Origin of the sequence: Shewanella inventionis, from assembly GCF_019931735.1 — a bacterium.
GTDB classification, from domain to species: Bacteria; Pseudomonadota; Gammaproteobacteria; order Enterobacterales; family Shewanellaceae; genus Shewanella; species Shewanella inventionis.
In genome coordinates this window covers 4,332,570-4,345,305 of record NZ_CP082926.1, presented here as the reverse complement: position 1 = coordinate 4,345,305, position 12,736 = coordinate 4,332,570, and the positions used below count along the sequence as shown (strand labels likewise).

Annotated in this window: 11 protein-coding genes; 2 read left to right on the top strand and 9 right to left on the bottom strand. The window is 43.3% G+C overall.

Annotation, left to right across the window (positions count from 1 at the left end; translation table 11 throughout):
• Positions 1-13: 13 nt before the first annotated feature.
• The 3 genes from holA to leuS all read right to left on the bottom strand — a co-directional run bounded on the left by holA (position 14) and on the right by leuS (position 4,245).
• Positions 14-1,048 (bottom strand): DNA polymerase III subunit delta, encoded by a 1,035-nt coding sequence (holA, locus tag K8B83_RS19500; protein ID WP_188739398.1) that lies wholly within the window; start codon positions 1,046-1,048, stop codon positions 14-16.
• Positions 1,048-1,542: an LPS-assembly lipoprotein LptE gene (locus K8B83_RS19495; RefSeq protein WP_188739399.1), complete on the bottom strand. Its 495-nt coding sequence runs from the start codon at positions 1,540-1,542 to the stop codon at positions 1,048-1,050. Before K8B83_RS19495 ends, holA begins: the two co-directional genes overlap by 1 nt.
• Positions 1,543-1,653: 111 nt before the next feature.
• Complete coding sequence (gene leuS / locus K8B83_RS19490; protein ID WP_188739489.1) at positions 1,654-4,245, bottom strand: leucine--tRNA ligase; 2,592 nt, start codon at positions 4,243-4,245, stop codon at positions 1,654-1,656.
• Between the two features lie 120 nt (positions 4,246-4,365).
• Here leuS and K8B83_RS19485 point away from each other — a divergent pair, with 120 nt between their 5' ends.
• Positions 4,366-4,866, top strand: a complete 501-nt coding sequence (locus tag K8B83_RS19485; RefSeq protein WP_188739400.1) for a zinc ribbon-containing protein — start codon at positions 4,366-4,368, stop codon at positions 4,864-4,866.
• Between the two features lie 14 nt (positions 4,867-4,880).
• Here K8B83_RS19485 and K8B83_RS19480 read toward each other — a convergent pair whose 3' ends face one another.
• The 6 genes from K8B83_RS19480 to miaB form a co-directional block, all read right to left on the bottom strand.
• The gene (locus K8B83_RS19480) at positions 4,881-5,171 is read right to left on the bottom strand and encodes a DUF6482 family protein (protein WP_188739401.1); all 291 of its coding nucleotides are present in this window, start codon (positions 5,169-5,171) and stop codon (positions 4,881-4,883) included.
• 167 nt (positions 5,172-5,338) lie between these two features.
• Positions 5,339-6,901, bottom strand: a complete 1,563-nt coding sequence (gene lnt / locus K8B83_RS19475; RefSeq protein WP_188739402.1) for an apolipoprotein N-acyltransferase — start codon at positions 6,899-6,901, stop codon at positions 5,339-5,341.
• Between the two features lie 3 nt (positions 6,902-6,904).
• On the bottom strand, positions 6,905-7,783 hold the full coding sequence (corC, locus tag K8B83_RS19470; protein WP_188739403.1) for a CNNM family magnesium/cobalt transport protein CorC: 879 nt from the start codon (positions 7,781-7,783) through the stop codon (positions 6,905-6,907).
• Positions 7,784-7,828: 45 nt separating this feature from the next.
• Positions 7,829-8,299, bottom strand: coding sequence for an rRNA maturation RNase YbeY (gene ybeY, locus K8B83_RS19465; RefSeq protein WP_188739404.1), 471 nt, complete (start codon positions 8,297-8,299; stop codon positions 7,829-7,831).
• Complete coding sequence (locus K8B83_RS19460; protein WP_188739405.1) at positions 8,296-9,360, bottom strand: PhoH family protein; 1,065 nt, start codon at positions 9,358-9,360, stop codon at positions 8,296-8,298. Before K8B83_RS19460 ends, ybeY begins: the two co-directional genes overlap by 4 nt.
• A 158-nt stretch (positions 9,361-9,518) precedes the next feature.
• Positions 9,519-10,943, bottom strand: coding sequence for a tRNA (N6-isopentenyl adenosine(37)-C2)-methylthiotransferase MiaB (miaB, locus tag K8B83_RS19455; RefSeq protein ID WP_188739406.1), 1,425 nt, complete (start codon positions 10,941-10,943; stop codon positions 9,519-9,521).
• Between the two features lie 420 nt (positions 10,944-11,363).
• Between miaB and K8B83_RS19450 the strand changes: the two genes are divergently transcribed.
• Entirely contained in the window at positions 11,364-12,596 is a 1,233-nt protein-coding gene (locus tag K8B83_RS19450; RefSeq protein WP_188739490.1) for an FAD-dependent monooxygenase, read from the top strand.
• Positions 12,597-12,736 lie beyond the last annotated feature (140 nt).

Sequence of the window (12,736 nt, the reverse complement as noted above, 5' to 3'; positions counted from 1 at the left end):
CTTGTGAGAATACTTAGTCAGCTAACTCGATGTGAGCCAAGCGGTTGTGAGCGCGAGGGTCGAATAAAATGCAAAAATGGCTGATGCCAACCCAATCCTCTATGCCTTTTTGTTTCAGGTTTAGCTCAAGTTGTGAAGCAAATGCCAACATGTGTTCAATTTGATCGAGATCTAATCGTGTCAGTGCGGCTTGATAAAGTGGTTTGCGTTTGTCCCAAATACGGTGTTTACCCCACAACTGATTTATCTGTTCACCCTGATGAAGTGCGAGTTTTAAAGTGAGCAGTAGATTGATTTCTTTAAATAATGCCCACATTAGGATGGGCATTGCTGTCCCTTCTGCCTGTAGCTGTGCCAGCATGTGTTGTGCATGCTTTTGATGATTAGCCAGTATCGCATCGCAAAGTTGAAACACACTAAAACGGGATTGGTCTTCAAAATACTCGCTCAGTTGTTCTGGCGTGATTTGTTGCTTAGGGCTTAACAGCTGCAACATTTGCATAGCTTGTTCTGCCGCTAATAAATTACCTTCAAATAAGGTAAATAGCATGGCTTTGGCATCATGGTTTACTATGAGGCTGTAATGAGCAATTCGGCTGTCGAGCCAGCGTTCAAACTGTTTGCCTTCTGGTGTGGTGCAAGGTAAATATATGCCTTTGGCATCTAGCGATTTAAACCATTTACTGTTGGTTTGTTCAATCCCCGCTTTGGGCCCTTGTACAATTAACAGCATATCTGGGTTTGGGTGTTGTAACAGCGTTTGAAATGCCGCAGCACCGTCGGTTCCTGGTTTGCCTTGTGGTAGGGTTAACTCAATGATCCTGCGATCGGCAAATAAACTCATTGCTTGCCATTCTTGGGTTAAATCACTCCAATTGAACCCGGTTTCCTGGCTGAGTTGTACTCGCTCCTCAAACCCTTGTTTTTTGGCTGCGGTTAAAATTTGTTGTTTGCAGTTTTCAATCAACCAAGGATCATCACCAAATAATAAAAAACAATCAGGTAAGTTTTTTAGGTGTTGTTTGAGTTGATCGGGGTAGACCCGCATTATTTTGCTCCAATCGATGCCAGGGTCTGGATAATATAATCTGCGGCTTGGACCCGCATTTCTTTTACCAGTAATTCCATTTCACGGCTTTTAGCAAGCGCTGTGCGTGGATCGTCTTGATAATCACGGCGAATTTCAGTGTCAAACTCTTGTACTTCTTCACCAGGAAAAGTCACTGAGTAATGAACCACATAGATTAATTCATATTCTGCAACATTACCCGTTGGATAAAGAGAAAGTGTGGCGCGCTCAAGCGAGTCGTTGATTAATCGAAGTGTTGGTGTTTTTTCGGCGGCGTCGACCAGGCTAATACGGTTGATACGCAATCTGTCACGAACTAAACGGGTTAATTCGCTGTATTCATCTGTGCTACTTAAGTGCAGTTGTGCTAATTCTGCAGGAATAGAGTAGCTGCGCTGCAATTTAAAGCCGCATCCGGCACTGGTTAGCAGCACCATTGTCATTATGGCTAAACAGATTTTATTGGCTAGCATAGTGAGGAGAGGCGTCCTTGTATATGTACGGAATAACATAAAACACTTATCGCGTACTTTATGATAGATGACGCCCCGTGAGCGTTAAACACGCTCACAGGGCGTAGTCTTTTAGTTTGCGACAATGCTCAACAGTTTGCCTGGCACGTAAATTACTTTACGAATGCTTAGGCCTTCAGTGTGCTTTTGTACGTGTTCATCACTCATGCCAAGTGCTTCAACATCTTCTTTTGATGCATCTGCTGCAACAGTGATTTTTGCACGCACTTTACCGTTAACTTGAACCACAATCAGTTTACTGTCTTCAACTAATGCGGATTCGTCGACTTCTGGCCAGCGGCTGTCTTCGATGTTGTTTGCATTACCTAGCTCTTTCCACACGGTAAAGGCAATGTGTGGCACGATTGGGTAAAGCAGGCGTGTCACAGCACTGAGCGCTTCAGTTAGCAAGGCACGGTCTTGTGCACTTTCTTGTGGTGCTTTTAGCAGGTGATTCATCAATTCCATGATTGAGGCAACTGCTGTGTTAAACATTTGACGACGGCTAATGTCATCGCTGACTTTAGCAATTGTTTTATGTAATTCACGGCGTAGTGCTTTTTGATCAGCGGTTAATTTGCTGGTATCAAGTGCTTCAGTAGGACCTGCTGTTACATGGTCGCTAGCCAGTTTCCAGAAACGCTTAATAAAGCGGTGCGCGCCTTCAACGCCAGACTCTTGCCATTCAAGTGTTAGCTCTGGAGGTGAGGCAAACATCATAAATAAACGGACAGTGTCAGCACCGTATTTTTCAACCATCACTTGTGGGTCGATACCGTTATTTTTTGATTTAGACATCTTGCACATACCGGTATAAACCAGTTCGTTACCTTGATTGTCTACCGCTTTAAGAATACGGCCTTTGTCGTCTTTTTCTTCTACGGTTACGTCTAATGGCGACACCCAAATACGAGCGCCTTTATCGTTGGTGTAGTAGTAAGCGTCAGCTAATACCATGCCTTGAGTTAATAACTGTTTGGCTGGCTCATTACTGTTCACTAAACCGGCATCACGCAATAACTTGTGGAAGAAACGGAAGTAAAGTAAATGCATACACGCGTGTTCAATACCACCAATGTATTGATCAACCGGTAACCAGTAATTGGCTTTAGCTGGATCTAACATTTCATCAGCATGTGGGCTACAGTAACGCGCGTAGTACCAAGATGATTCCATAAAGGTATCAAAGGTATCGGTTTCGCGAAGTGCAGCTTGGCCATTGACTGTGGTTTCTGCCCAGGCTTTATCGGCTTTAATTGGGCTTTGGATCCCGTCCATCACCACATCTTCTGGAAGAATAACCGGCAGTTGCTCTTCTGGTGTTGGGATCACAGTACCGTCAGCCAGGGTTACCATTGGGATAGGCGCACCCCAGTAACGTTGACGAGAAACACCCCAATCGCGTAGACGATAGTTAACCTGACGTTTACCTTTACCTTCAGCGGTTAAGCGAGCGTCGATGGTGTCAAATGCGGCTTGAAACTCTAAGCCGTCTAATTCTGGGAATGCGTTGCCAGAATTAAATACCACGCCTTTTTCTGTGAAAGCTTCTTTGCTGACGTCTAACTCACCTTCAAGCGGTTTAATTACAGCTTCAATGGCTAGGTTGTACTTGGTAGCAAACTCATAATCACGTTGATCATGGGCAGGCACTGACATCACTGCACCTGTGCCGTAATTCATTAGCACAAAGTTAGCAACCCAAATTGGCACAAGCTTGCCTGAAATAGGGTGCACGGCGTTTAAGCCCGTTGCCACGCCTTTTTTCTCCATAGAGGCCATGGCGGCTTCTGTGGTGTCAGCGTTTTTGCATTCTTCTAAAAACGCCGCCAACTGCGGGTTGTTCTCTGCCGCTTGAATTGCAAGTGGGTGACCCGCTGCAATGGCAACATAGGTCACACCCATTAATGTGTCAGGGCGAGTGGTATAGATATCAAAACTTGCGTCACTGTCTGCTACCGCAAAGGTCATTTCTATACCTTCACTGCGGCCAATCCAGTTACGCTGCATGGCTTTAACCTGTTCAGGCCAGCCATCTAATGTGTCGATGTCGTTAAGCAGTTCTTCCGCGTAGTCAGTAATTTTAATAAACCATTGCGGAATTTCTTTTTGCACCACTTCAGTGTCACAGCGCCAGCAACAACCGTCTTGTACTTGCTCGTTAGCCAGTACAGTTTCGTCGTTTGGACACCAGTTTACTGATGAGGTTTTTTTGTAAACTAAGCCTTTTTCATACAACTTAGTGAAAAACCATTGCTCCCAACGATAATACTCAGGCGTACAAGTGGCTATTTCACGGCTCCAGTCATAACCAAAGCCTAATAATTTAAGCTGGTTTTTCATGTAGTCGATATTTTCGTATGTCCAAGGTGCTGGCGAAGTCTTATTATTGATTGCGGCGTTTTCTGCTGGCAAACCAAATGAGTCCCAGCCAATCGGTTGCAACACATTTTTACCTTGCAAACGTTGGTAACGAGCCACAACATCACCTATGGTGTAGTTACGGACGTGGCCCATGTGAAGACGACCTGAAGGATACGGGAACATAGAAAGACAATAGAACTTTTCTTTGCTTTCATCTTCAGTCACTTCAAAGGTTTTATGTTCTTGCCAGTGCTTTTGCACTATGGCTTCAATTTCTGAGGGATTATATTGCTCTTGCATCAATCTATTTCCGGCCATGCCGCCCATTGTTTGATCTAACGCTCAACAGCGCGATTTATAACTGCATAGAATAAACCAGAAGTGATCTATTAAAAAGGTGCGTATTAAGGAGTATTACTTATGAGTGGAAAAAGTTCAGCACTATTAGCCTTATATCAATCACTATTTGAACAGGTTAAAACCACGTTCGATAAAGATAACTCATTGACAGCTAAAAGTTTGTTTAAATCTGTTACTCAAGGAAAAGCATATTTACAACTAAAATCAAATGCCGATGAAGAAGAGTTAGCTCTAGTAGAAGAATTTTTAAAGCGAGACATCGCAGACTTTTTAAATGAAAAAAACGCCGATAATTTTAGTTTTAGTCCAACGGTTATTGGTATTGAGAACACGTTATGGCGGTGGCTCAGTGAAATAACTGACAGAAGCCAGGTTGAGTGGCACGAGTTACTGCAAGATTTTAAGCATCATGGGGTTTATAAGTCTGGGGAAATCATTAACCAAGGAAAGTTGAAGTGCAATAAGTGTGGTCACGAAATGCAAATCGATTTTCCTGGGGTAATCCCCGATTGCCCTAAATGTGACTTTGATGAATTTTCACGCGAGCCACTCACACCATAAAGGCCCTAGTTTGGTTAAAACTCGACTCGGTAACGGCAATGATGACTACTGCTGTTACCGATCATTTCATCATAAGCCGTTTGGATCTCTATCATGGCGTAATGAATTCCATGTTGTTTAAGCAGCTCTTTTGCTTGTGTAATGGAATTAAGGCTCATTAATTTACCCGTTTTATCACGAGCACTTTTAAAGTTCCCTTGTTCATCTTCTATACCCAATAAATAATGGTTTGAATCAGCATAACTGATAATGGTTGGGTGCTGGGCCTGCTGGCTAATGGCTGACTTTATTTCTGGTAGTTGCATAATCGCCTCCGTTGCTGTGTAACGTGTATTACGATGCTTAGGTGGATATAGTTCAATATTTAATCGATGATAAACTGGAGGATAAAAAAATAGGTTACCTCAATGAGATAACCTATTATGGAAGATGTACATTTATGTGGATTGTTTACGTAGATTGTTTACGTAGATTATTTACGTAAATAATTGACCACAGCTATCATTAACAGCAATCCACATAATATCAGTAGGGGGTATTGACCTATTTTTCTAAACCAGGTTTCCCCTTTGTAAAGTGGGACTTCTGCAACCAGCACACCAGTCTCAAATTGTGGAATGGCATCTGTTATTCGCCCTCGGGGATCTACAATCGCAGTAACACCGTTATTTGTGCCTCGTAATAGTGGTTTACCCATTTCGATGGCGCGCATTTGAGCGATTTCCATATGCTGTAATGGCCCATTCGATGCACCAAACCAAGCATCATTTGAGACGGTGAGTAACATATCGGTTTGATTAGTTACACTTGCTCTAACTTGTTCTGGGAATACGATTTCATAACAGATAGCCGGCGCAATATGGTAACCGACAGCGGTAAGGTTTTTCTGTGTGTAGTCACCTCGTTGAAATGATGACATTGGTAAATTAAAAAAAGGTGCAATGGGGCGAAGTAAATCACCAAAGGGCACAAATTCACCAATAGGCAACAAATGGTGTTTTTTAAACTCATTGCTGCCATCGCCAAGGTAATCAGCACCTTGTTGCTGCTTTTTATTATGATTACCTAATACAATCAGCGAATTATAAAAGTCTTGTTGCTGGTGGCTAATTATTCCAGTGATAATGGCCATGTTATTGATGTTAGCAACTTGATTTGCATTAGCTAAAAAATCTTCAACCATGGCTTCTGGAGCGGGTATGGCGGCTTCTGGCCAAATGACGATATCAACGCTTGAGGTTTCATCAAATTGAGCGCGAGTAAGATCCATGTATTTTAGCATGGTAGGCCAAAGCGCTTCAGGTTCCCACTTCATACTTTGTGGAATGTTACCTTGGACTAACGCCACCTTTACCGTTTTACCGCTGGCAGAAATCGGGTTGAGCTGCGGTGCTGCCCAAGCGCTTAATACTAAAACAGGAAATATGATTAACGCTGGTAATGCCCGCTTTTGTGTTAGCAGCATTAATGCTCCAGCAACAAGAGCGACGACAAAGCTTAACCCAAGTGCGCCAATAAAACTGGCTAATTCACTTAATGGTCCAGCGGTTTGGCTGTAACCTGCCCATATCCACGGAAATCCTGTTAGCACCCAACCGCGTAGCCATTCTGTTAATACCCACAATGCAGGAAATAAGCCTAGGTACAGTAAGATTGGCGATAAGGTATAGCGCTCTTTTTGAGATAGCTTTTTGAGTAAATAGCCGCAAATTGCAGGATAAATAGCTAAATAAAGCGCCAAGATAGCCATTAATGCCATAGACACAAAAATGGGCATACCACCAAAGGTGTCTATGCTGACATGTACCCAGCTGATACCAACAACAAAACAGCCAAATCCAAAGCTGAGCCAGTAATACAGGCTTTGTTTTGCATTTAATGGTTTGCTTTGCCATAGCGCAAAAGTCAGCGCGAGTGGGTATGCGGCCCAAATTTCATAGGGCGCAAAAGATAACGCAGTGCTGGCGCCAGCAATAAATGCTGTCACCAGACTGACAATACTCAAGTTAGAGTATACAGATTGATTGTTTAACACGATTTAGTCGTCGAATTCTTCGCTAAGGTTGGGGTCGGGTAGCTTAACACGAAGTTGCACTAAACGGCGGTTATCTGCGTTGATGACTTTGAATTCAATATTGTCGATAACAATACTTTCATTACGCTCTGGTAGATGACCAAAGGCATGCGACACTAAACCGCCAACGGTATCAAACTCTTCATCGCTAAAGCTTGTCCCACAGGCTTCATTAAAATCGTCGATTTCAGTTAAGGCTTTCACCATAAACACAGTGTTACTGAGTTTTTTAATTTCAGTATCTTCTACCGAGTTATGGTCAAATTCGTCTTCGATTTCGCCAACGATTTCTTCCAAAATATCTTCAATAGTGACTAATCCAGACACACCACCGTATTCATCCACTACAATGGCCATATGATAACGTTGCGAGCGAAACTCTTTGAGTAGTACATCAACGCGTTTGCTTTCTGGCACGACCACGGCTGGGCGGATCACCTGAGCGAGTGTGAAGGGTTCATCCGATTGTTTGAAACCGTACTTGATCAAATCTTTGGCTAGCAAGATACCTTCGATATGATCTTTGTCTTCATTGACAACCGGGAAGCGAGAATGACCTGAGTCGATAACTGTTTCTAGCAGTTGTTCGACACTAGAGTCGACTTGAATGGTTACTATTTGTGACCGCGGGATCATGATGTCGCGTACACGCAGGTCGGAAACCTCTAATACACCTTTAATCATTTCGCGAGTGTCTTCGGTTATCAGGTCGCGCATTTCAGCGCCTGCAATGACGTCAACTAAGTCTTCGCGATTTTGAGGTTCGCCCTGAAATAGTTGGTTGATTTTGTCGAACCAGCTTCTCTTGTGGGCGTTTGTACTCGGGGGGATATCGTCACTCATAATATTTCTCTAAACAAGGCTATCTATAAGATATACCATGCTTATTTATGCTTCCTTATAGGGGTCTGAAAAACCTAAGCCTTCAACAAGTTGGGTCTCTAATGACTCCATCTCATCGGCTTCCTCGTCGATAATATGGTCATAACCTAGTAAATGCAAGCAGCCGTGTATGACCATGTGTGCCCAATGGGCATTTAAGGGTTTATTTTGCTCGATAGCTTCTTGTTCAACGACCGTTGCACAAATGACTAAATCACCTAATAGAGGCAGTTCCACTTCAGGTGGCGCCTCAAAGGGAAACGACAACACGTTAGTGGGTTTGTCTTTGCCACGATAGGTTAAGTTAAGGTGCTGGCTTTCGACAATGTCAACAATCCGTATGGTCAGTTCAACCTCTGGCATGGTTTGGCCGATGGCCGTTCGTACCCAAGCTTCAAATTCAGCTTGGGTTGGAATGTTTACATTTTCGGCTGCAATTTGTAAGTCCAGATCTAGCAATATCTCGTGTGGGCTCATTGTGCCGACTCCTGGTTTTCTTGCTGCTGACGTTTTTGCTCGCGTTCGCGGTAAGCTTGCTCTTTTGCCGCCTTCTCAATCTGTTCTTTTTGCTCAAATGCTTCATAAGCTTCAACAATACGCGCAACCACTGGATGACGGACTACATCTTGCGCAATAAAGAAGTTAAAGCTGATTTCTGGCACTTCACTCAGAACTTCAATTGCGTGGCGTAAACCAGACTTTTGGCTGCGTGGTAAGTCAATTTGAGTGATGTCACCGGTAATCACTGCTCGTGAATTAAAACCAATCCGAGTTAAGAACATTTTCATTTGCTCTACTGTGGTGTTTTGGCTTTCGTCCAAAATAATGAATGCATCATTGAGCGTGCGGCCGCGCATATAAGCAAGTGGAGCGACTTCAATAACACTGCGTTCAATGAGTTTTTCAACTTTCTCGAAGCCCATCATTTCAAACAGCGCATCATAAAGCGGGCGTAAGTAAGGGTCGACTTTTTGGCTTAAATCGCCTGGTAGGAATCCCAGTTTTTCACCCGCTTCAACCGCTGGGCGGGTTAGTAAAATACGACGTACTTCTTGGCGCTCATAAGCATCGACTGCTGCGGCTACGGCCAAATAGGTTTTACCTGTACCAGCAGGGCCAATACCAAAACTAATATCATGGCGGGTGATATTGTGCATGTATACGCTTTGATTTGGCGTGCGAGGCTTAATAACACCCCGTTTGGTTTTGATGTGAATGCTGCTGTCATCTGACTCTTGCTCTGCTTCAAGATTGATTGCTTCTTGAATGGCTAGGTGGACAACTTCGGGTTCTAAATCTGGAGTGCTGCCTTTGACGGTTTGGGTTTCGATATACAGTTGACGTAATAAATTATTAGCATTTAAGGCATTACGCGGCAAACCAACAATAGTAAAGTGGTTGTTTTTATGGATTATCTCTACGCCTAAACGACGTTCAAGCTGTTTGATATTGTCATCAAATGGGCCACATAATGAGGCTAAACGGCGTGTATCTGATGGTTCAAGATACAAGTTCATGGTAGTGACTTTAGTGGTCAAATAAGGCTCCAGTGATTAGTTTGTAACAACAAAAAAGAAAATAGATTGTATGACCTCAGTTTACGAGTGTCTTTATTGAATTACCATAATACGCCTAATTTTTGGCAAAAATAAAGGCGGACTAGCCGCCTTTATTTTGCATTCTTAATCAAGCTGATTTATGGCTTAAATTGGGTCACACCCAAAACATCATCTTGTTTGTGTTTTGCTAAAATATCAGACGGACGTAAACTGCGGCGTAAGTCCATTTCACTTTCGCCACGAATAAATTCGCCACGTAGTGAGTTGGTATATACATCGACAATTTTCACATCAACAAAACTGCCAATGTGAGTGTGTGGTGCTTCAAAGTTCACTACACGATTGTTTTCAGTACGACCGCGAAGCTCCATTGGATTCTTTACTGAAGGACCTTCAACTAAAATACGTTGAACCGTGCCTAACATTTGACGGCTGTAACGCATCGCTTGTTGGGTGATGCGGTCTTGTAAAATGGCTAAACGTTGTTTCTTTTCGTCTTCACTTACATCATCGGGGAGATCTGCTGCTGGTGTTCCAGGGCGGGCGCTGTAAATAAAGCTAAAGCTGTGATCGAATGCCACGTCTTCAATTAACTTCATGGTGTCTGCAAAGTCTTCAGCGGTTTCGCCAGGGAAGCCGATAATAAAGTCAGAACTAATTTGAATGTCTGGACGCGCTTTGCGTAAACGGCGAATGATTGACTTGTATTCAATTGCCATATGACCGCGTTTCATTTGGGTTAAAATACGGTCAGAACCTGATTGCACTGGTAAGTGTAAAAAGCTTACAAGTTCAGGCGTGTCTTCGTACACATCAATAATATCTTGAGTAAACTCAATCGGATGGCTGGTGGTAAAGCGTAAACGATCGATACCGTCAATCGAGGCGATTAAGCGTAATAACTCTGCGAATGTACAAATTTGATCATCGTGAGTGGCGCCGCGGTATGCATTAACGTTTTGGCCAAGTAAATTGACTTCGCGTACACCTTGAGCTGCTAATTGCGCGACTTCAAGAATGATGTCGTCTAATGGGCGGCTCACCTCTTCACCACGTGTATAAGGTACTACGCAGAAAGAGCAGTATTTGCTGCAACCTTCCATAATCGACACAAACGCCGTTGGGCCTTCAGCACGAGGTTCAGGCAGACGGTCAAATTTTTCGATTTCAGGAAAGCTAATATCAATAACCGCTTTTTCGCCACGTTTGATCTGTTCGATCATTTCAGGCAAGCGATGTAAGGTTTGAGGGCCAAAAATAATGTCAACGCATTGAGCGCGATCTTTAATGGCTTTACCTTCTTGTGAAGCAACACAACCACCCACACCGATAATGAGGTTTGGATTTTTGTCTTTTAAGGTTTTCCAACGCCCTAGCTGATGGAAAACCTTCTCCTGTGCTTTTTCACGAATAGAGCAAGTATTGAGCAGCAATACGTCTGCTTCGCTCGCGTCTTCGGTCAAGGTGTACCCTTGATAGTCGTCTAATAAATCAGCCATCTTTGATGAGTCATACTCATTCATTTGACAGCCCCAGGTTTTAATATGAAGTTTTTTACTCATCAGTGCTCGCCAGTAAACAACAGTAAAAATAGCGCGATATTTTACCTGTTGTCGGGCGCTCTGGCTAGCACTAGTGCAAGTTTCGCTCGTTTAGCGGTAAAGTTTTTGATACCCCTTCAAAATGTAATGTTTTAAGCGATTAGGCAAAACATTCTGAATATACACATAAAAAGCCTATTTAACCGTGTTCTTTAGCCTGGGGAGGCAGCCGTTTTAGTGGGGGGCACGATAAACTTGGCTAAACCTTTCCGTGTTTTGTGGATATAGGGCATAATTAATCGCATTACAAATGGGTTTGTCGAACAAGATGACTTAAGCTTAGGCGTTGGCTGGTGAGCCATCTATTTTGATAAGTGGCCTATTAAGTGCTCTTACAGCATGCTTGGACCTTTTAGCCGCGAAAATACTCAGTTACTTTTTATGGATATCGATACGATGCAAGACATTCGAGACACTAGGGATACTCAATCTTCAACTGCTTACGATGCCGTGATTGTTGGCGGTGGTATGGTGGGCGCTGCCTCCGCCATTGGTCTTGGGCAGCTTGGATTAAAAGTCGCAGTGATTGAAGCCCGTGCTGTGCAAGATTACGATCCTGAGCAACCATTAGATGTACGAGTTTCAGCTATCAGTGTGGCAACCGAGCAGCTGTTAACTCGTTTAGGTGTTATGGAAGCGTTATTAACCATGCGTCATGCACCATATACCGGATTAGAAACCTGGGAAATGGACGGTTGTTTAACCTCATTTACAGCGGAGCAAGTTGGTCAGGCGCGCCTGGGGTATTTTTTTGAAAATCGTCTTATCCAACTGAGTTTGTGGAATCAAATAAATTGCATGGATAATGTTGATCTGCTTTGTCCAAATAAAGTAAATCAATTTACTCGCAGCAGCGAGATGGACGCAATTGAGATTAGCTTAGATAATGGCTTGGTATTGCGCACAAGGTTACTTGTTGGTGCTGATGGTGCAAACTCTCAAGTGCGCCAATGGGCAGGAATAGGAGTGACAGGTTGGGATTATGCTCAATCAGCAATGCTAATTAATATTCATACTCAAACTGAGCAGCAATCAGTTACCTGGCAACAATTTACTCCCGCTGGTCCACGAAGTTTATTACCCCTTCCAGGTCATAATGCATCATTAGTGTGGTACGACGATGCAAATCGTATTAAGCAGTTATCACAATTAAGTCAGTTGCAATTGGCTGAACAAATCAAAAAGCATTTCCCATCAAGATTAGATCCTAACTTTAGCGTTCAAAGCAGCGGCAGTTTTACGTTAACTCGCCGACATGCCCAGCGTTATTACCAGGATAACCTGGTCATTATTGGTGATGCGGCCCATACCATTAATCCCCTTGCTGGCCAGGGAGTCAATATCGGCTTTAAAGACGTTGATGTGTTGGTGGCGCAAGTGGCTAATGCAATTTGTCGTAATGAAGCGTGGTGGCAAGCGCCAGTATTAAAGCGTTATCAACAGTCGCGTTATTATGATAATCAACTCATGATGACCGCGATGGACGCCTTTTATGCCAGTTTTAGCAATGACTTACTCCCACTTAAATTAATGCGTAATGGTGCATTAAAACTGGCCAATATCGACTCCCCCATAAAACGTAAAGTATTAAAGTATGCTCTTGGATTGAACTAGCACCCCCTTAGGTCTGCATCCGCTAAACTTGTGGTTTGTTGACAAGCCATTTGAATGCTAAAATGCCGCGTTTTGCATCATGTATGCGCTTGCAACCTCGCTTGATTGGGGGTTAAGTTGCCGACAGGTTTATTGCGGAT

Bases quoted from the DNA above. Each gene is read 5' to 3' on its own strand.
- holA (WP_188739398.1), bottom strand. From the start codon at position 1,048: ATGCGGGTCTACCCCGATCAACTCAAACAACACCTAAAAAACTTACCT.
- K8B83_RS19495 (WP_188739399.1), bottom strand. From the start codon at position 1,542: ATGCTAGCCAATAAAATCTGTTTAGCCATAATGACAATGGTGCTGCTA.
- leuS (WP_188739489.1), bottom strand. From the start codon at position 4,245: ATGCAAGAGCAATATAATCCCTCAGAAATTGAAGCCATAGTGCAAAAG.
- K8B83_RS19485 (WP_188739400.1), top strand. From the start codon at position 4,366: ATGAGTGGAAAAAGTTCAGCACTATTAGCCTTATATCAATCACTATTT.
- K8B83_RS19480 (WP_188739401.1), bottom strand. From the start codon at position 5,171: ATGCAACTACCAGAAATAAAGTCAGCCATTAGCCAGCAGGCCCAGCAC.
- corC (WP_188739403.1), bottom strand. From the start codon at position 7,783: ATGAGTGACGATATCCCCCCGAGTACAAACGCCCACAAGAGAAGCTGG.
- ybeY (WP_188739404.1), bottom strand. From the start codon at position 8,299: ATGAGCCCACACGAGATATTGCTAGATCTGGACTTACAAATTGCAGCC.
- miaB (WP_188739406.1), bottom strand. From the start codon at position 10,943: ATGAGTAAAAAACTTCATATTAAAACCTGGGGCTGTCAAATGAATGAG.
- K8B83_RS19450 (WP_188739490.1), top strand. From the start codon at position 11,364: ATGGATATCGATACGATGCAAGACATTCGAGACACTAGGGATACTCAA.